This is a genomic window from Sulfitobacter sp. AS92 (genome assembly GCF_038900015.1).
GTDB lineage: Bacteria > Pseudomonadota > Alphaproteobacteria > Rhodobacterales > Rhodobacteraceae > Sulfitobacter.
Genome location: NZ_JBBMQL010000002.1, coordinates 331,701 through 349,113, shown reverse-complemented (window position 1 = coordinate 349,113; position 17,413 = coordinate 331,701). Strand labels below are relative to the sequence as shown.

The 17,413-nt window shown below is 60.4% G+C and carries 21 protein-coding genes; all 21 read left to right on the top strand.

Annotated elements, in window-relative coordinates:
• Positions 1 to 30: 30 nt before the first annotated feature.
• Complete coding sequence (locus WNY61_RS04895) at positions 31 to 1,977, top strand: acetyl/propionyl/methylcrotonyl-CoA carboxylase subunit alpha (protein ID WP_342850329.1); 1,947 nt, start codon at positions 31 to 33, stop codon at positions 1,975 to 1,977.
• A complete protein-coding gene (locus WNY61_RS04890) occupies positions 1,974 to 2,642 on the top strand; it encodes a glutathione S-transferase family protein (RefSeq protein WP_342850328.1) in 669 nt (222 codons plus the stop codon). The genes WNY61_RS04895 and WNY61_RS04890 overlap by 4 nt, the downstream gene beginning before the upstream one ends.
• Before the next feature lie 39 nt (positions 2,643 to 2,681).
• Positions 2,682 to 3,536 carry a hydroxymethylglutaryl-CoA lyase gene (locus tag WNY61_RS04885; protein WP_342850327.1) on the top strand — a complete coding sequence of 285 codons (855 nt, stop codon included), beginning with the start codon at positions 2,682 to 2,684 and terminating at the stop codon, positions 3,534 to 3,536.
• A gap of 2 nt (positions 3,537 to 3,538) precedes the next feature.
• Entirely contained in the window at positions 3,539 to 4,321 is a 783-nt protein-coding gene (locus tag WNY61_RS04880; protein WP_342850325.1) for a crotonase/enoyl-CoA hydratase family protein, read from the top strand.
• 162 nt (positions 4,322 to 4,483) lie between these two features.
• The gene (locus WNY61_RS04875; protein ID WP_007119489.1) at positions 4,484 to 4,849 is read left to right on the top strand and encodes an NADH-quinone oxidoreductase subunit A; all 366 of its coding nucleotides are present in this window, start codon (positions 4,484 to 4,486) and stop codon (positions 4,847 to 4,849) included.
• Entirely contained in the window at positions 4,840 to 5,454 is a 615-nt protein-coding gene (locus WNY61_RS04870) for an NADH-quinone oxidoreductase subunit B family protein (protein WP_342850323.1), read from the top strand. Before WNY61_RS04875 ends, WNY61_RS04870 begins: the two co-directional genes overlap by 10 nt.
• Positions 5,455 to 5,555: 101 nt before the next feature.
• Positions 5,556 to 6,185, top strand: a complete 630-nt coding sequence (locus WNY61_RS04865; RefSeq protein WP_342850322.1) for an NADH-quinone oxidoreductase subunit C — start codon at positions 5,556 to 5,558, stop codon at positions 6,183 to 6,185.
• Positions 6,185 to 6,358 carry a hypothetical protein gene (locus WNY61_RS04860; protein ID WP_162931847.1) on the top strand — a complete coding sequence of 58 codons (174 nt, stop codon included), beginning with the start codon at positions 6,185 to 6,187 and terminating at the stop codon, positions 6,356 to 6,358. Before WNY61_RS04865 ends, WNY61_RS04860 begins: the two co-directional genes overlap by 1 nt.
• On the top strand, positions 6,358 to 7,602 hold the full coding sequence (locus WNY61_RS04855) for an NADH-quinone oxidoreductase subunit D (protein WP_342850321.1): 1,245 nt from the start codon (positions 6,358 to 6,360) through the stop codon (positions 7,600 to 7,602). The genes WNY61_RS04860 and WNY61_RS04855 overlap by 1 nt, the downstream gene beginning before the upstream one ends.
• Positions 7,603 to 7,681: 79 nt before the next feature.
• Positions 7,682 to 8,851 (top strand): NADH-quinone oxidoreductase subunit E, encoded by a 1,170-nt coding sequence (locus WNY61_RS04850; protein WP_342850320.1) that lies wholly within the window; start codon positions 7,682 to 7,684, stop codon positions 8,849 to 8,851.
• A gap of 78 nt (positions 8,852 to 8,929) precedes the next feature.
• Positions 8,930 to 9,880, top strand: a complete 951-nt coding sequence (locus tag WNY61_RS04845) for a hypothetical protein (protein ID WP_342850319.1) — start codon at positions 8,930 to 8,932, stop codon at positions 9,878 to 9,880.
• Between the two features lie 17 nt (positions 9,881 to 9,897).
• Entirely contained in the window at positions 9,898 to 10,131 is a 234-nt protein-coding gene (locus WNY61_RS04840) for a DUF5337 domain-containing protein (protein WP_342850318.1), read from the top strand.
• Between the two features lie 5 nt (positions 10,132 to 10,136).
• On the top strand, positions 10,137 to 11,432 hold the full coding sequence (gene nuoF / locus WNY61_RS04835) for an NADH-quinone oxidoreductase subunit NuoF (protein WP_342850317.1): 1,296 nt from the start codon (positions 10,137 to 10,139) through the stop codon (positions 11,430 to 11,432).
• A gap of 139 nt (positions 11,433 to 11,571) precedes the next feature.
• Positions 11,572 to 11,898, top strand: coding sequence for a hypothetical protein (locus WNY61_RS04830; protein WP_342850315.1), 327 nt, complete (start codon positions 11,572 to 11,574; stop codon positions 11,896 to 11,898).
• A gap of 120 nt (positions 11,899 to 12,018) precedes the next feature.
• Positions 12,019 to 12,429, top strand: a complete 411-nt coding sequence (locus tag WNY61_RS04825; protein ID WP_342850314.1) for a DUF5333 domain-containing protein — start codon at positions 12,019 to 12,021, stop codon at positions 12,427 to 12,429.
• A 4-nt stretch (positions 12,430 to 12,433) separates the two neighbouring features.
• Positions 12,434 to 14,449 carry an NADH-quinone oxidoreductase subunit NuoG gene (gene nuoG / locus WNY61_RS04820; protein WP_342850313.1) on the top strand — a complete coding sequence of 672 codons (2,016 nt, stop codon included), beginning with the start codon at positions 12,434 to 12,436 and terminating at the stop codon, positions 14,447 to 14,449.
• A gap of 8 nt (positions 14,450 to 14,457) precedes the next feature.
• Entirely contained in the window at positions 14,458 to 14,829 is a 372-nt protein-coding gene (locus tag WNY61_RS04815; RefSeq protein ID WP_007119502.1) for a hypothetical protein, read from the top strand.
• 6 nt (positions 14,830 to 14,835) lie between these two features.
• Positions 14,836 to 15,876: an NADH-quinone oxidoreductase subunit NuoH gene (nuoH, locus tag WNY61_RS04810; protein WP_007119503.1), complete on the top strand. Its 1,041-nt coding sequence runs from the start codon at positions 14,836 to 14,838 to the stop codon at positions 15,874 to 15,876.
• 1 nt (position 15,877) lies between these two features.
• Positions 15,878 to 16,372 carry an NADH-quinone oxidoreductase subunit NuoI gene (gene nuoI / locus WNY61_RS04805; RefSeq protein ID WP_007119504.1) on the top strand — a complete coding sequence of 165 codons (495 nt, stop codon included), beginning with the start codon at positions 15,878 to 15,880 and terminating at the stop codon, positions 16,370 to 16,372.
• Positions 16,369 to 16,785, top strand: coding sequence for a carboxymuconolactone decarboxylase family protein (locus tag WNY61_RS04800; RefSeq protein ID WP_259984919.1), 417 nt, complete (start codon positions 16,369 to 16,371; stop codon positions 16,783 to 16,785). Before nuoI ends, WNY61_RS04800 begins: the two co-directional genes overlap by 4 nt.
• Positions 16,782 to 17,384, top strand: a complete 603-nt coding sequence (locus WNY61_RS04795) for an NADH-quinone oxidoreductase subunit J (protein WP_342850311.1) — start codon at positions 16,782 to 16,784, stop codon at positions 17,382 to 17,384. Before WNY61_RS04800 ends, WNY61_RS04795 begins: the two co-directional genes overlap by 4 nt.
• Positions 17,385 to 17,413: the final 29 nt, after the last annotated feature.

The window sequence follows — 17,413 nt, the reverse complement described above, 5'->3', positions numbered from 1 at the left end:
TGGAAATGTAGAGGATAAAAAGGTTAGAGCATGTTTGACACGATCCTGATTGCGAACCGGGGTGAGATTGCTTGCCGGGTAATGGAAACGGCCCAGAAATTGGGCGTGCGCTGTGTTGCGGTGTATTCAGATGCAGATGCGGGCGCGAAACATGTTCAGATGGCGGATGCCGCTGTGCATATCGGCGGCTCGGCACCGTCGGAGAGTTACCTCAAGGGCGATGTAATCATTCAAGCCGCGCGAGACAGCGGCGCGCAGGCGATCCATCCGGGCTATGGCTTTCTAAGCGAAAACCCGGATTTTGTGGACGCGGTGGAGGCGGCGGGTCTCACCTTCATCGGCCCCTCGGCCAAGGCCATTCGCGCCATGGGGCTAAAGGACGCCGCCAAGGCGCTGATGGTCGAGGCAGGTGTGCCCGTAGTGCCGGGCTATCATGGCGCGGATCAGGATGACACGCTGCTGGCCGACGAGGCCGAGAAGATCGGCTATCCGGTGCTCATCAAGGCCGTGGCGGGCGGCGGCGGCAAAGGGATGCGGCTGGTTGAGGAAGCCAAGGAGTTTCAGGCGGCGCTGGATTCGGCGCGCTCAGAGGCTAAGACCGCCTTTGGCAACTCGGATGTTCTGGTCGAGAAATTTGTCACCAAACCGCGCCATATCGAGGTGCAGGTCTTTGGCGATGGCACCCATGCGGTGCATTTGTTTGAGCGGGATTGCTCGCTTCAGCGGCGCCACCAGAAGGTGATCGAAGAAGCCCCCGCGCCGGGCATGACCGAAGAGATGCGCAGCGCGATGGGGCAAGCGGCTGTGCGTGCTGCGGAGGCGATTGGCTATGCGGGGGCAGGCACGGTTGAGTTCATCGTCGATGGCTCGGGCGGTCTGTCTGCGGACGGGTTCTTCTTTATGGAGATGAACACGCGCTTGCAGGTGGAGCATCCGGTGACGGAACTGGTCACCGGCGTCGATTTGGTCGAATGGCAGCTGCGTGTGGCGGCCGGGGAAGCGTTGCCGAAGCAGCAGGACGAGTTGACGATCAACGGCCATGCTTTTGAGGCGCGGCTTTATGCTGAGGATGTGCCGAAGGGATTTTTGCCCGCCACAGGCACGCTGACGCATCTTTCCTTCACCCCGCAAACCCGCGCTGACAGTGGTGTGCGGGCGGGCGATACGATCAGCCCTTTTTATGACCCGATGATTGCCAAGGTCATCGTGCACGGACCGACCCGCGATGTGGCGCTGTCACGGCTGCGTGCGGCGCTGAAAGGGTGCGAGGTCGGTGGCACGGTGACAAACCTTGCCTTCCTCGGAGCTTTGGCGAGCCATGAAGGTTTCGCGAATGGAGACGTCGACACCGGGCTGATCGCACGCGATATCGATGCGCTAACCGCCCAGCCCGAGGTGCCGGAGCGGCATTTTGCTTTGGCCGGTATGGCGGCGTTGGGGTTGGATCAACCGCAGGCCGAGGCCGGTTTTAACCTTTGGCGACCGCTGCGGCGGCAGGTGATGCTTGGCCGCGACGGCGAAGAGCATCTGCTGAAAGTACGGGTGCTGTCGGAGGACGTTCAGCTTTGGACTGTAGGTGACTGCGAAGTCCGGGCCGAGCGGATCGGCGGGCGCTGGAAGGTTGATGGGCATGTCGCGCCCACGGCCTCGGTTGCCGGGGACGTGGTCACGGTGTTTGACGCTTACGGGATCGCCTTCGATATAATTGACCCGCTGGCACGGACCGCAGGCGCGCATGGCGACGGCAATATCGTCGAGGCGCCGATGCCTGGTTTGGTCCGCGCGATTGACGCCAAGGTCGGTCAGAATGTCACCAAAGGCGACCGTCTTGCGGTGCTAGAGGCGATGAAGATGGAACACTCTTTGTTGGCCGCACGCGATGGTGTCGTGGCCGAAGTGCTAGCCCAGCCCGGCGATCAGGTCGAGGCCGGGGCGGCCTTGGTCCGGCTGGAAGCCGAAGCGGAGGACGCGGCATGATTACACTACACCACTGCCCACAGACCCGCTCCATGCGCACGCTTTGGCTGTTGCATGAGCTTGATGATATCGAGTTTCAGGTAAAGATCCGCGCCTTTGACCGCAGCCTGCGGGATCCGGACTATCTGATCCTTTCCCCCGCAGGCCGTGTGCCCGCGTTGGAGATCGACGGTGAGCGTATGTTCGAGACCGGGGCGATCACCCAGTACCTTTGCGAGCGCTATTCGCCCGACCGGATGGGCCGCTCGGTTGGCAGTCCAGATCGTATGGCGTGGCTGGTTTGGGTACATTTCGCCGAGACGATCAGCCAGCACGCGGCGGCGCTGACCCAGCAGCATATCGCCCTGCGCAACGATTCGATGCGCAGCCCCATCGTGATGAAGCTCGAAGCCGCGCGGATCAGCAAATGCTATGACGCGCTTGAGGCGCGGTTAAGCACACCGTTGGAAAACCGGGACTACCTACTAACCAGCGGGTTTTCAGCTGCCGATATCTCGGTCGGCCAAGCGGTCTATATGGCGCAACATTTCGTGAAATTGGATGACCACCCTTCGGTTGCGGCGTGGTATGAACGGATCACGGAGCGTGAAAGCTTTGAACAAGCACTGCCCGAGGAGGGGCGGTTGTACGCGCAGGATTTCTACGCGCCGTGGCCGGTTGAGTAAAACCGGGCAGGCAGGAATTGCAGTGGAGGAGAACGGCGAATGAGCCTTGGACCATGTGAGATTTTCGAGGTCGGCCCGCGGGACGGCTTGCAGAACGAAAAGCGCGAAATACCGGTGACTGAGAAAGTGGCGCTGGTGAACAAGCTCAGCGAAGCAGGGTTCCGCCGGATCGAATGTGCCAGTTTCGTGAGCCCCAAATGGGTACCGCAGATGGCCGGGTCGGGCGACGTTCTGGCGGGCATCAACCGCGCTGACGGCGTGCGCTACGCGGCACTTACCCCCAATATGCGCGGCTATGAAGACGCGGTAGCCGCAAAGGCCGATGAGGTTGCAATCTTCGCCTCGGCATCCGAAGGGTTCAGCCAGAAGAACATTAATGCCAGCATCGAAGAGGCATTTGAGCGCTTCGCCCCGATCCTCGAAGAGGCGCGGCATATTGATCTGCCGGTGCGGGGCTATGTCTCTTGCGTGATTGAATGCCCTTATGACGGCAAGGTCGCGCCTGCGGATGTGGCGCGGGTGGCCGATAAGCTATTTGCCATGGGCTGCTATGAGGTCTCGCTCGGGGACACCATCGGCGCGGGCACGCCCGACAGCATCGCACGGATGCTGCTGGCGGTGCGGGATGTGGTGCCGGTGGGCCGCCTTGCAGGCCACTACCACGACACAAATGGCCGGGCGATGGCGAATATCGACGCGTCGCTTTCTATGGGCGTGCGGGTCTTTGATGCAGCGGTTGGCGGCTTGGGTGGATGCCCTTACGCGCCCGGCGCTGCGGGCAATGTCGCCACTGAGGCGGTGAACGAACATCTGATGGCTCTGGGCTATGACACCGGGGTCGATCAGGCGGTGGTGGTCGAGGCCGCCGAGATGGCACGGGCGATGCGAGGCTAACCATGTACGAGACTTTGACGGTCGAGACCGACGCGCGCGGGGTGGCGACGCTTACCCTGAACCTGCCGGAGAAGCATAATGCCATGTCGGCGCAGATGCTGGCGGACCTGACGGATGCCGCTGGGAAGCTGGCCGCCGATGACGCAGTGCGCGTCGTGGTCCTGACTGGGGCGGGCAAATCCTTCTGCGCCGGGGGCGATTTGGGCTGGATGCGCGAGCAGGCGGATATGGATGCCGAGACGCGCTCGGCAGAGGCGGGCAAACTGGCGACAATGCTGGGCGCGCTTAATGCACTTCCCAAGCCAGTGATCGGCAAAGTGCAGGGCAATGCCTTTGGCGGCGGGGTTGGCATGGCCTCGGTCTGTGATGTGGCGGTGGGGGTCGATACGCTCAAGATGGGCTTCACCGAAGCGCGGTTAGGGATCATCCCTGCGACGATCGGGCCCTACGTGCTGGCGCGGATGGGCGAAGGGCGCGCGCGGCGGGTCTTTATGTCAGCGCGAATTTTTGGCGCGGCTGAAGCGGTTGATCTGGGTCTGCTGGCCCGTGCGGTGCCTGCTGCCGATCTCGATGCGGCGATTGAGGCCGAGGTCGTGCCCTATCTTGCCTGTGCGCCGGGAGCCGTCGCGGCCGCCAAGAAGCTGGCGCAGGACTTGGGAGGAATCGCCACGCCCGAGGCGGTGGAGATGTCGATTAACGCGCTCTCCGCGCGTTGGGAAACCGAAGAAGCCGCTGAAGGAATCGGCGCCTTTTTCGACAAGCGCAAGGCCGCTTGGGTGGTCTAGCCCAAGGCTGCGGCGAAATGGTTCTATTGGGGGCCCGTGGGCGGCATTAAGCGGGCTTGGCCCGTTGACCCTACCCACGGGCAGAGTTAAACCCGTTCCAAGTTTGTCTGCGCGGGCTTTTGGCCTTTGCCTCATGCCGCGCACCGCGAAAGGAGCATCCCCTTGGACCACATGCTGCGGGAATACCTGCCTATCCTCGTTTTTCTGGCTGTGGCGATTGGCCTTGGCCTTGTGCTGATCCTTGCCGCTGTGGTGGTTGCTGTACGCAATCCGGACCCGGAAAAGGTCTCGGCCTATGAGTGCGGGTTCAACGCTTTTGACGACGCCCGAATGAAATTCGACGTGCGTTTCTATCTGGTGTCGATCCTTTTCATCATCTTCGATCTCGAAATCGCCTTTCTCTTCCCGTGGGCCGTGGCCTTCAAGGATGTGAGCATGGTGGGCTTTTGGTCAATGATGGTATTCTTGGGTGTGCTGACGGCGGGCTTCGCCTATGAATGGAAGAAGGGAGCGCTGGAATGGCAGTAAATGACGACGCGCTGGTCACCCCCGTAATGGGCGATGGCCACCAGAGCCCGCGGGTGAAATCTGGCGCTTCTGCACCTGAGGCCTATGGCCAGTACGGCGCAGGTGCAGACCGTGATGTGGCCACCCATAGCTTGAACGCCGAGTTGCAGGACAAAGGGTTCCTGCTGACCTCGACCGAAGACATCATCAATTGGGCGCGCACCGGCAGCTTGCACTGGATGACCTTTGGTCTGGCCTGCTGTGCGGTCGAGATGATGCACAGCTCCATGCCGCGCTACGACCTTGAGCGGTTCGGCACAGCGCCACGTGCCTCTCCGCGGCAGTCGGACCTGATGATCGTCGCGGGCACGCTGACCAACAAAATGGCCCCGGCACTGCGCAAGGTTTATGACCAGATGCCAGAGCCGCGCTATGTGATCTCGATGGGCTCATGCGCCAATGGCGGTGGGTACTACCACTACAGCTATTCGGTTGTGCGCGGCTGTGACCGGATTGTGCCGGTCGATATCTATGTGCCCGGATGCCCGCCCACGGCAGAGGCGCTGCTTTACGGTATCCTACAGTTGCAGCGCAAGATGCGCCGCACCGGGACGATCGTGCGCTAAGACATAGGCCTGCGCCAGGCGAGGGGCAGGCAAAAGGACGACGCGCAAAATGCGCGGGACAGACTGATGGCGTTGATCGGCGCGTGGAAGGAAGATTTGCGATGAGCGAACAACTGCAGGAACTTGGGGCTTATATCGAAGCCAAACGCCCTGATTGTGTGTTGGGATGGGATGTCACCAGAGGTGAGTTGAACATGACCGTGGCGCTGGCGAATATCGCGGGCCTTGTAGAGTTCCTTAAGGGCGATCCGACCTGCCGTTTCTCGACCTTGGTCGACATCACTGCGGTGGACTACCCCGGTCGTGCCAAACGGTTCGACGTGGTTTATCACTTCTTGTCGATGTACCAAAATCACCGCATCCGCCTGCGTGCCACCGCGCGTGAAAAGGATATGGTGCCGTCGATCACCGGTGTGCACCCCAGTGCCGATTGGTTTGAGCGTGAAGTTTTCGACATGTTCGGCATTCTGTTTTCTGGCCACCCGGACCTGCGCCGCATCTTGACCGACTATGGTTTTCGCGGCCATCCGCTGCGCAAGGATTTCCCGACCACAGGTTATACCGAAGTGCGCTATGACGAAGCGGCCAAACGCGTGGTCTATGAGCCTGTGAGCCTCGTGCAAGAGTATCGCCAGTTCGATTTCATGTCGCCATGGGAAGGTGCGGAATACATCCTGCCCGGCGATGACAAGTCGGCGCCAGATGGCCATGTGAGCAAGGACGCGAAGTAATGGGCGGGCTGGGCTGGCTGATCCTCTCGGCGCTGACGGCCATTCCGATGGTCAAGCTGCTGCCGTTCTTTGGCATTAACAAATACTGGGCGGCGGCCTGCCTGATCCCGCTGGGCACGATTGCCCTGCTGTGGTGGATGGGCATGAAGCTGCAAGAACTGGAGAAACGGTAATGGACGGCGACATTCGCACAAAAGCCTTTGACGACGGGTCGACCGACTTTGAGTCCGGCGAGCAGAAGATCCGCAACTTCAACATCAACTTCGGCCCGCAACACCCCGCCGCGCACGGCGTTCTGCGGCTGGTGCTTGAGTTGGACGGCGAAGTGGTCGAGCGCTGCGATCCGCATATCGGCCTGCTGCACCGTGGCACCGAAAAGCTGATGGAAAGCCGCACCTACCTGCAGAACCTGCCGTATTTCGACCGGCTCGATTATGTGGCTCCGATGAACCAGGAACACGCTTGGTGTCTGGCGATTGAAAAGCTGACTGGCACCGTGGTGCCACGCCGCGCCTCGCTGATCCGGGTGCTGTTCTGCGAGATTGGCCGCGTTCTGAACCACCTGCTCAACATCACCACGCAGGCGCTTGACGTGGGCGCGCTGACCCCGCCGCTCTGGGGTTTTGAAGAGCGCGAAAACTTGATGATCTTTTACGAGCGGGCCTCCGGTGCGCGCTTGCATGCGGCATATTTCCGTCCGGGCGGGGTGCATCAGGATCTGACGCCCGAACTGCTGGACGATATCGAAGCGTGGTCCAAGCAGTTCCTGACGAAATTCATGGTCGATATTGACGAGTTGCTGACCGAAAACCGGATCTTCAAACAGCGGAACGTCGACATCGGGATCGTGTCCGAGCAGGAAATTCTCGATTACGGTTTCAGCGGCGTCATGGTGCGCGGCTCGGGGCTGGCTTGGGATTTGCGGCGTTCGCAACCCTATGAATGCTATGACGAATTCGACTTCCAAATCCCCGTGGGCAAGAACGGCGACTGCTTTGACCGCTACCTTTGCCGCATGGAAGAGATGCGCCAGTCGACCTACATCATCCAGCAGGCGATTGAAAAACTGCGCGCGCCCGAAGGGCAGGGCGATATCCTCGCCCGTGGCAAGATCACCCCGCCGTCGCGCACCGCGATGAAGACCGACATGGAAAGCCTGATCCACCACTTCAAGCTCTACACCGAAGGTTTCCACGTGCCCGAGGGCGAAGTCTACTGCGCCGTCGAAGCGCCAAAGGGTGAGTTTGGCGTCTATCTTGTTGCCGATGGCTCCAACAAACCCTACCGCGCTAAGATCCGCGCGCCGGGGTTCTTGCACCTGCAGGCGATGGATCATGTTGCCAGCGGGCACCAACTTGCCGATGTGGCCGCGATCATCGGCACCATGGACGTCGTCTTTGGAGAGATCGACCGGTGATGCTGATCGCGTCACCCTGTTTTGAAGAAATTTACGCCGGAGGCACGATTGGCCTCCGCCTGACCATAGGTTCGAACTAATGCTCCGCCGTCTACACCCTGACCAGCCCGACAGTTTTGCCTTTTTGCCCGCCAACCAAGAATGGGCCGAAGCGCAGATCACCAAATTTCCTGAAGGCCGTCAGGCCAGCGCGATCATCCCACTGCTGTGGCGCGCCCAAGAGCAAGAGGGCTGGCTGACCCGTCCGGCGATCGAACATGTCTCGGAAATGCTCGGCATGGCCTATATCCGCGGGCTGGAAGTGGCGACATTCTACTTTATGTTCCAGTTGCAACCCGTTGGTTCCGTAGCACATATTCAGGTTTGCGGCACCACGTCCTGCATGATCTGTGGGGCCGAAGATTTGGTCGCCGTCTGCAAAGAACGCATCGCCAGCAAACCGCATGAGCTGTCGGCAGATGGCCGTTTCTCCTGGGAAGAGGTCGAATGCCTAGGGGCCTGCTCCAACGCGCCCATGGCCCAGATCGGCAAAGACTATTACGAAGACCTGACCACCGCGCGGCTGAACGAAATTCTTGATGAGTTGAGCGACGGGCGCGTGCCCGTGCCCGGCCCGCAGAACGGGCGCTATGCATCCGAGCCTCTGGGCGGTCTGACCAGCTTGACCGACCATGAGAGCGGTCGCACACAGTATAACGCTAGCGTGCAAGCGGCGGTCGACATTGGTGATACCGTCAAGCGGATCGATGGCACCGAAGTGCCGCTGCTGACGCCTTGGCAGAAACAACCCGAAACCCCGCAGGCGGAAACGACCGAAGAGGTCGAAGCCGAAGAACCGCGTCCCGCGAAGGGCGAGGGTGCCGACAAGACCGGCGTGACAGAACAACAGGCCGAGGCGGCCTCTAAGAGCAAGCCGCCCTCCAGCGATGACCCCAAAGGGGAAGCCTCGCAGGATGAAAAGCCAGAGGCGACCGCGCCAAAAGCTGCGGCACCTGCTGCTGGTGCAGGCAAGAAGCCGGATCAGTTGGACGCACCGCGCGAGTCTGGTGCGGATGACCTTAAGCGGATCAAAGGTGTCGGGCCGAAACTGGAGCAGATGCTTAACGGCATGGGTTTTTATCATTTTGACCAGATCGCCAACTGGGGCCCGGAGGAGGTCGCATGGGTCGATCAGAACCTTGAGGGGTTCAAAGGCCGGGTCAGCCGCGACAATTGGGTAGAACAGGCCGGGAGCCTCGCCAAGGACTAACAGAGTTTCGCAACGGGCAGCCGAAGACGGCGCCGATAATCAGCCGCATCGCCCGCAACAAGGGGGAGAAGGACAGTCATGACACAGATTTCGGAACGAGAGGCCTGTACCAAGCGCAGCTGGTACATGGGCGGTGGCATCGGCTTGTTGGTGGCATTCCTTATGCTGGTTTTCGGCGCCTCGGGCCTTTTGAAGGCCATCGTTGTTGGCGCGCTGATTGCAGTGATCGCAGGGTATCTTTTGATGACCTTGCTGTGCAAAGACGCCCCTGCCAACGCACCGCAGGACAGTACCCGTAGCGCGGCAGCGGCTTCTGTTGCGTCGGCTCCAACAGCTTCGGCCCCAACAACCCCGCAAACTGTTTCTTCGGCCATCGGCACGGTGCCTGCGGGCGACGCAGGTATAGGCGCTGCAGAGCGTGCAAGCGGCCCGGTGACGCCTGTTAAAGAAGAGCCTGCTGAGGCCGCACCGCGCGCGCCGATTGCAGATACAGCGACAGTGGCCGAGGATGCGCCAGCGCCCAAGCCAACCGCGGCGCCAGTTGCTGACTCGGAAAAAGCGGACACTGCGGCGTCAGTTGCTGACACGGCGGCCGTGGACGAAGCCCCAAGTTCTGAACCCGTTATAAAGGCTGAACAAGACGTCCATAGGGCCGCCACTGCCTCGCTCGATGAAACGCCAGAGGCGCCGCTTCCCGATACGGCACCGATTGCGGCATCTGCGCCTGAAGCAACGACCATGCCGGACACGGGGAGCGCCAGCGATGCCTCCGCAGCAGAACAGCCCGCGCTTCTTGACGCCCCGCGCGCTGAGGGTGCTGATGACCTCAAACGGATTGGCGGAATCGGACCGAAGATGGAACAGACGCTCAATGAGCTGGGCATCTATCACTTTGACCAGCTGGCCAACCTGACCGACGCAGAGATCGCATGGGTCGATTCTCGGTTGCGGTTTAGGGGCCGGATTGAGCGAGACAACTGGGTCGGGCAGGCGAAATCCCTCGCTGACGCCAGCGAATCCCAGAGCTGACAGGCGACGAAAGACTTATGAGCGAAGCCGAAGACAAAGCACTTGCCCGCAAGGGCCGCATCGCAGGGCTGGTCATTGCCGTGACCATGACCCTATGGGTGCTCTTGCAATGGGTCGCCCCGGCGATTGGGTTGCCGGGGCGTTATGCGTTGCTCTTCGACTTTGCTGCACTGGCCGCGCTTTTCTGGGCGATGGTCGTGATTTATCAAATGTGGCAGGCCCGCGCGGCCAGCCGTAAGAACCAAAGGTAGGCATCATGCTTCAGGACAAAGACCGCATTTTTACCAACATCTACGGCATGCATGACCGCACCTTGAAAGGCGCGCAGTCGCGCGGCCATTGGGATGGCACGTCCGGGATCATCGGCAAGGGCCGCGATTGGATCGTGGATCAGATGAAAGCTTCTGGCCTGCGGGGCCGCGGCGGGGCGGGCTTCCCGACGGGCCTCAAATGGTCCTTCATGCCCAAGGAAAGCGATGGCCGCCCATCTTATCTGGTGGTCAACGCCGACGAATCCGAGCCGGGCACCTGTAAAGACCGCGAGATCATGCGCCATGATCCGCATACGCTGATCGAGGGCTGCCTGATCGCGTCCTTCGCGATGAATGCGCATGCCTGCTACATCTACCTGCGTGGCGAATACATCCGCGAGCGCGAAGCGCTGCAGACAGCGATTGATGAGGCCTATGAGGCTGGGCTGGTGGGCAAGAACGCCAGCAAGTCGGGCTGGGATTTTGATATCTACCTGCACCACGGTGCAGGCGCCTATATCTGCGGCGAAGAAACTGCGCTGCTGGAAAGCCTCGAAGGCAAGAAGGGCATGCCGCGGATGAAGCCGCCATTCCCTGCGGGTGCGGGCCTTTATGGTTGCCCAACCACGGTGAACAACGTCGAATCCATCGCCGTCGTGCCGACCATCCTGCGCCGCGGGCCGGAGTGGTTCGCGGGCTTTGGACGAGCCAACAACGCAGGCACCAAGCTGTTCGCGATCTCGGGTCACGTCAACAACCCTTGCGTTGTCGAAGAAGCGATGAGCATTGGGTTTGAAGAGCTGATTGAGACGCACTGCGGCGGCATCCGCGGCGGTTGGGACAACCTCAAGGCCGTGATCCCCGGCGGGTCTTCGGTCCCGTTGATCCCGGGCAAAGACATGCGTGACGCGATCATGGATTTTGATTATCTGCGCGAACAACGCTCCGGCCTTGGCACGGCGGCGGTGATCGTGATGGACAACTCGACCGATGTGATCAAAGCGATCTGGCGCTTGTCGAAGTTCTACAAGCACGAAAGCTGCGGGCAATGTACGCCCTGCCGCGAAGGCACCGGCTGGATGATGCGCGTGATGGACCGTCTGGTAACTGGCGACGCGGAACCTGAAGAGATCGACATGCTGCTGGATGTGACCAAGCAGGTCGAAGGCCATACGATCTGCGCGCTTGGCGATGCGGCGGCTTGGCCGATCCAAGGTCTGATCCGCCACTTCCGGGATGAGATCGAAGACCGGATCAAACACAAGCGCACGGGCCGTGTTAGCGCGGTCGCGGCGGAGTAAAACTGTGCAAGGCAGCGGGCCGGTGGCTTGACGCTTGACGCAGTAGGGGCGATAGCGGGCGCGCGTTTGACGCGTCCGTTCCACAACAGGCGCGGGGACGTTCGGCAGGGCCGGGCACAACGCGCAGCGGAGTAGGTCTATGAAATATGCTTTGACGCTTTTGACGGTCAGCGCTTTGCTGGCAGGCTGTGCCAATGACAGTGAGCGTGTGGCCTTTGACGGGCAGTATTTCAGCACCAAACTGCGCAAGGTGGATGGGCAGCGGGACGTCTTTCAAGTGACGGTTAAGGATGCTGGCAAGTCGATCGACGGGGCCCGTGCTGCGGCGCGTTACGAGGCCGTTAAATACTGCGTCGGCACCTATGGCAGCTCAGACATCGAATGGACTTTTGGGCCCGACGCGCCCGCAGGTTCTCTGCGGCTTGAAGGCGGCGCGCTGACCTTTCAGGGGCGCTGCCCACAGTGATCGCATCGGCGACATATCGCAGGGCTGTGGCCTATGGGGGCGGTGATATTGAATATCATGCACCTCGAACTCCATCTGTCAGACGGGCCGTTCCGGCCCGCTGCATGAAGGAGAATTGATATGCGCACCCTGATGATCGCTGTGATGGGCCTGAGCCTGACCGCCGCCACCGTGACACCCGCCATGGCCAAGCCGCCACTGCGCGAAGTGGCTGCCATCGACGACGCGCTTTTGGACATCGGCGTGGCCGACATCATCCGCAAGAACTGCCCCGACATCAGTGCGCGAATGCTGCGCGCGGTCAAGATGGCGTGGGATTTGAAAGGCAAGGCAGGCGATCTGGGCTACTCCGACGCCGAGATCGACGCCTATATCGATAGTGACGCTGAAAAAGCACGGATGAAAGCGCGCGGGGCTGCGTTTTTTAAGGCCAAGGGGGTCGATACTTCGGACCCGCAAAGCTATTGTGCGCTTGGACGCGAAGAGATTCAAAAATCGAGCCGGATCGGTTCGTTACTGAAGGCAAAGTGAGCTTATGAGCGATATCCGCAAGATCATCATCGACGGTAAAGAAGTCGAAGTCGAAGGGGCGATGACGCTCATTCAGGCCTGCGAGCAAGTCGGCATCGAAGTGCCGCGCTTCTGTTACCACGAACGTCTGTCGATCGCTGGCAACTGCCGGATGTGTCTTGTGGAAGTCGTCGGCGGGCCGCCCAAGCCCGCCGCCTCCTGCGCCATGCAGGTGCGCGACCTGCGGCCCGGGCCAGAAGGCCAGCCGCCGGTGGTGAAAACCAACTCGCCGATGGTCAAAAAGGCCCGCGAGGGCGTGATGGAGTTCCTGCTCATCAACCACCCGCTCGATTGCCCGATCTGCGATCAGGGCGGTGAGTGTGATCTGCAGGATCAGGCGATGGCTTACGGCGTCGATTTCTCGCGTTACCGCGAGCCGAAGCGGGCTACCGAGGATCTCGATCTCGGCCCGCTGGTCGAAACCCATATGACTCGCTGCATTTCCTGCACCCGTTGCGTGCGCTTCACGACTGAGGTCGCGGGGCAGCATGTCATGGGTCAGACCGGCCGTGGCGAGGATGCCGAGATCACGACCTATCTTGGCTCGCTGATCGACAGCAACCTGTCGGGCAATATCATCGACCTTTGCCCCGTCGGCGCGCTGGTCTCCAAGCCCTACGCTTTTACTGCCCGTCCTTGGGAGTTGAGCAAGACCGAGAGCATCGACGTGATGGATGCGCTTGGCTCCAACATTCGTGTGGATACCAAAGGCCGCGAAGTGATGCGGTTCCTGCCGCGCAACCATGATGGCGTGAACGAAGAGTGGATTTCCGACAAGACCCGTTTTGTCTGGGACGGTCTGCGCCGCCAGCGTCTCGACACACCCTACATCCGCGAGAACGGCAAGCTGCGCAAAGCCACCTGGCCTGAAGCGTTGAACGCGGCTGCGGCGGCGATGAAGGGCAAAAAGCTTGCTGGTTTGGTCGGTGATCTGGTGTCGGTTGAGGCCGCCTTTGCGCTGAAGCAGTTGATCGAAGGGCAGGGCGGTGTCGTCGAATGCCGTACCGATGGTGCGAAGCTGCCTGCGGGCAACCGTTTTGGCTATGTTGGCAACGCACGGATCGAAGATCTGGACGATGCTAAGATGATCCAGCTGATCGGCTGCAACCCAGCGATTGAGGCGCCAGTGTTGAACGCGCGCATCCGCAAGGCGTGGAGCAAGGGCGCAGAGATCGGTCTGATTGGCGAAGCCGCTGATCTGACCTATCCGCATCATCATCTCGGAAATGACCGCGCCACGCTCGACAAACTGATGGGAAGTGATTTCGACGAAGTGTTGGAGCAGCCTTCGGTGGTTGTCGTCGGCCAAGGCGCCTTGCGCGAAGCCGATGGTGCGGCGGTTCTGGCGAAAGCGATGGAACTGGCCGAGAAGACCAAGAGCAAGCTGATGATTCTACACACCGCGGCCTCGCGCGTTGGCGCGATGGACATTGGTGCGACTGCTGAGAACGGCATGGATGATGTGAACGCGGCAGAAGTGATCTATAACCTCGGCGCGGATGAGGTCGAAATCGGTGCCGGTCCTTTCGTGATCTACCAAGGCAGCCACGGCGACCGTGGTGCGCACCGCGCCGACATCATCCTGCCGGGTGCCGCCTATACCGAAGAGCCGGGGCTTTTCGTTAACACTGAAGGCCGACCGCAAATTGCGCAGCGCGCCGGGTTCGCGCCCGGTCAAGCCAAGGAAAACTGGGCGATTCTCCGGGCGCTCTCAGCTGAGTTGGGCGCGCAATTGGGCTATGATTCCATCGCGCAGTTGCGCCGCAAGCTGACCGAGGCCGTGCCACATCTGGCAAATGTCGATGAGGTGCCGGAAAATAAGTGGACCGCGCTGCCTGCTGGAAAATTGGGCGATGCGTCCTTTAAGCCCGCTGTGCATGATTTCTACCTCTCCAACCCAATCGCCCGCGCCAGCCAGTTGATGGCCGAACTGTCGGCACTGGCCGCCGCGCGCCGGGCCGAGCCGATGGCGGCGGAGTGAGAGCCATGATGCTGGCCCCCTTGATGCTGCTGGCCGCCTGTGAACCGCAGGTGCCGGTGGCCGAGGATTTCATCCCCGACTACAAGGGGGTGGAAACACAGCTTTTGGACGGGGATCTGGTGCAGTTCAACGTGGCGATGACCAAGGCACTGTCGAACCAAGATGTGTCAGATTACGCCGAATGTGCTGCAGCGCAGTATACGTTGATCCGGGGCTACGGTTTTGCACGACATGTGCGGACAAATGTGACCGAAGAGGGTGGCATATGGCGGGCAGATGCTGTTTACACGATCTCGCCGAGCCTGCCGAAAGGCTTGAAGACAATTGATGCCGAAGTGACCGCGTTTCAATGCGCGGAACGCGGCATTCCGACGGTGTGAGGACTTATGGCTGACTTCTTTTATAACACCGGGCTTGGCATTGCCCTGCTGACGGTTGGGCAGGTTTTGCTGCTTGTCGTTCCGCTTTTGTTGGCGCTGGCCTTCCTCATGTATGCCGACCGCAAGATTTGGGCCGCCGTGATGATGCGTCGCGGACCCAACGTTGTGGGTGTTTTCGGCCTGCTGCAGAGCTTCGCGGACTTTCTTAAATACATCGTTAAAGAAGTGGTGGTCCCTGCGGGTGCAGACAAGGGGGTCTTCTTCCTTGCACCGATGATTTCCTTTGTCATGGCGATGATTGCTTGGGCGGTGATCCCCTTTAACGAAGGCTGGATCCTGTCGGACATCAACGTGGCGATCCTCTATGTCTTCGCCGTCTCCTCGCTCGAGGTTTACGGCGTGATCATGGGCGGATGGGCGTCGAACTCCAAATACCCGTTCCTTGGCTCGCTGCGCTCTGCCGCGCAGATGATTTCTTATGAAGTGTCCATCGGTCTCATCATCATCGGCGTGATCCTTTCCACCGGTTCGATGAACTTCTCGTCCATCGTGGCCGCGCAGGATGGCGACTGGGGCCTGTTCAACTGGTACTTCCTGCCGCACTTCCCGATGCTGATCCTGTTCTTCATCTCGGCGCTGGCCGAAACCAACCGCCCACCGTTTGACCTTCCCGAAGCGGAATCAGAACTGGTGGCGGGCTATCAGGTGGAATACTCCTCCACGCCCTTCCTGCTCTTCATGATTGGCGAGCTGGTGGCCGTGGTGCTGATGTGCGCGCTTGTGTCGCTGATGTTCTTCGGTGGCTGGCTGTCGCCCGTACCGTTCCTGCCTGACGGGTTCTTCTGGATGTTCATCAAGATGCTGATGGTCTTCTTCATGTTCTCCATGGTGAAGGCGATCACGCCACGCTACCGCTATGACCAGCTGATGCGTCTGGGGTGGAAAGTGTTCCTGCCGTTCTCGCTGTTCTGGGTGGTCTTCGTGGCCTTTGCTGCAAAATTCGATTGGTTCTGGGGCATCTATGCCCGTTGGACCGTAGGGGGCTGATATGGCACAGATGGATTACACCCGCGCCGCGAAATACTTCCTGCTGGCAGATTACGCCAAGGCGTTCATGCTGGGGATGCGCTATTTCTTTGCGCCGAAAACCACCATCAACTACCCGCATGAGAAGGGGCCACTGTCGCCCCGTTTCCGTGGTGAGCATGCGTTGCGCCGTTATCCAAACGGCGAGGAACGTTGCATCGCGTGTAAGCTGTGCGAAGCGATCTGCCCCGCGCAGGCCATCACAATCGACGCCGAAGCGCGCGAGGACGGCAGTCGCCGCACGACGCGTTATGACATCGATATGACCAAATGCATATACTGTGGTTTCTGTCAGGAAGCCTGCCCAGTGGATGCCATTGTCGAAGGCCCGAACTTCGAATTCTCGACCGAGACTCGCGAAGAGCTGTATTACGACAAGGCCAAACTGCTGGACAACGGCGACCGTTGGGAATCAGAGATTGCCCGTAACCTCGAAATGGATGCACCCTACCGATGAGTGATCCAACAAACCCCTTTGATGCGATGATGAAACAGGCGCAGGAAATGGCGAAAGCCTTTCCGGCGATGGACGCCTTTTCGCCCAAAGGGTTTGAGGCGATGATGGGCACCATGCCCAAGGAAATGATGGATTTCTGGTTCGGCGACACGGTCAACAAAGGCGGTCTTGATGCCCGCACGCGGCTGCTGCTGACACTGGCCGGGCTGACCATGCAGGGCGCGCAGAATGATGTGGGGGTGCGCCAAACCGTGCGCCACGCGCTCGAGGCCGGGGCCACGAAACAACATATCGTCGAGACCATCGGCCAGATGTCGGCCTTTGCCGGTATTCCGGCGATGACCCGCGCGCTGGAACTGGCGCAATCGGTGCTGGACGAGAACAAAGACACCAAGAAGGAAGACGGCGCATGACGGTCTTTTCATTTTACCTCTTCGCGATCAGCGTCATCACCGGTGGGCTGTTCACCGTGATCAGCCGCAACCCGGTGCATTCGGTGCTCTGGTTGATCCTGTCCTTCCTCTCGGCGGCGGGGCTTTTCGTCCTGCTCGGCGCAGAGTTCGTGGCGATGCTGCTGGTGATCGTATATGTCGGCGCGGTGGCGGTGCTGTTCCTCTTTGTCGTCATGATGCTCGATGTGGATTTTGCTGAGCTTAAGGCCGAGATGGCGCGCTATATGCCGCTGGCACTGCTGATCGCGCTGGTGATCTTGATGCAGTTTGTCATGGCCTTTGGCGCATGGGAGCAGAGCGCTGCGGCAGAGAGCCTGCGCGCCAATGCAATTGATCCGACCCGCTTCAATACCGAAGCGCTTGGTCTGCTGCTTTATGATCGCTACTTCCTGCTCTTCCAACTGGCGGGTCTGATCCTGCTGGTGGCAATGATCGGGGCGATCGTGCTGACACTGCGTCACCGTAAGGACGTGAAACGCCAAGACGTGGTGGCGCAGATGATGCGCGACCCGGCCAAGGCGATGGAACTGCGCGACGTGAAGTCGGGGCAGGGCCTGTAATCACCGGAATTTTTTGAAAATTCCGTGGC

Excerpts from the sequence above, each read along its gene's own strand:
- WNY61_RS04895 (WP_342850329.1), top strand. The coding sequence starts at position 31 with ATGTTTGACACGATCCTGATTGCGAACCGGGGTGAGATTGCTTGCCGG.
- WNY61_RS04890 (WP_342850328.1), top strand. The coding sequence starts at position 1,974 with ATGATTACACTACACCACTGCCCACAGACCCGCTCCATGCGCACGCTT.
- WNY61_RS04885 (WP_342850327.1), top strand. The coding sequence starts at position 2,682 with ATGAGCCTTGGACCATGTGAGATTTTCGAGGTCGGCCCGCGGGACGGC.
- WNY61_RS04880 (WP_342850325.1), top strand. The coding sequence starts at position 3,539 with ATGTACGAGACTTTGACGGTCGAGACCGACGCGCGCGGGGTGGCGACG.
- WNY61_RS04870 (WP_342850323.1), top strand. The coding sequence starts at position 4,840 with ATGGCAGTAAATGACGACGCGCTGGTCACCCCCGTAATGGGCGATGGC.
- WNY61_RS04865 (WP_342850322.1), top strand. The coding sequence starts at position 5,556 with ATGAGCGAACAACTGCAGGAACTTGGGGCTTATATCGAAGCCAAACGC.
- WNY61_RS04860 (WP_162931847.1), top strand. The coding sequence starts at position 6,185 with ATGGGCGGGCTGGGCTGGCTGATCCTCTCGGCGCTGACGGCCATTCCG.
- WNY61_RS04855 (WP_342850321.1), top strand. The coding sequence starts at position 6,358 with ATGGACGGCGACATTCGCACAAAAGCCTTTGACGACGGGTCGACCGAC.
- WNY61_RS04850 (WP_342850320.1), top strand. The coding sequence starts at position 7,682 with ATGCTCCGCCGTCTACACCCTGACCAGCCCGACAGTTTTGCCTTTTTG.
- WNY61_RS04845 (WP_342850319.1), top strand. The coding sequence starts at position 8,930 with ATGACACAGATTTCGGAACGAGAGGCCTGTACCAAGCGCAGCTGGTAC.
- WNY61_RS04840 (WP_342850318.1), top strand. The coding sequence starts at position 9,898 with ATGAGCGAAGCCGAAGACAAAGCACTTGCCCGCAAGGGCCGCATCGCA.
- nuoF (WP_342850317.1), top strand. The coding sequence starts at position 10,137 with ATGCTTCAGGACAAAGACCGCATTTTTACCAACATCTACGGCATGCAT.
- WNY61_RS04830 (WP_342850315.1), top strand. The coding sequence starts at position 11,572 with ATGAAATATGCTTTGACGCTTTTGACGGTCAGCGCTTTGCTGGCAGGC.
- WNY61_RS04825 (WP_342850314.1), top strand. The coding sequence starts at position 12,019 with ATGCGCACCCTGATGATCGCTGTGATGGGCCTGAGCCTGACCGCCGCC.
- nuoG (WP_342850313.1), top strand. The coding sequence starts at position 12,434 with ATGAGCGATATCCGCAAGATCATCATCGACGGTAAAGAAGTCGAAGTC.
- WNY61_RS04815 (WP_007119502.1), top strand. The coding sequence starts at position 14,458 with ATGCTGGCCCCCTTGATGCTGCTGGCCGCCTGTGAACCGCAGGTGCCG.
- nuoH (WP_007119503.1), top strand. The coding sequence starts at position 14,836 with ATGGCTGACTTCTTTTATAACACCGGGCTTGGCATTGCCCTGCTGACG.
- nuoI (WP_007119504.1), top strand. The coding sequence starts at position 15,878 with ATGGCACAGATGGATTACACCCGCGCCGCGAAATACTTCCTGCTGGCA.
- WNY61_RS04800 (WP_259984919.1), top strand. The coding sequence starts at position 16,369 with ATGAGTGATCCAACAAACCCCTTTGATGCGATGATGAAACAGGCGCAG.
- WNY61_RS04795 (WP_342850311.1), top strand. The coding sequence starts at position 16,782 with ATGACGGTCTTTTCATTTTACCTCTTCGCGATCAGCGTCATCACCGGT.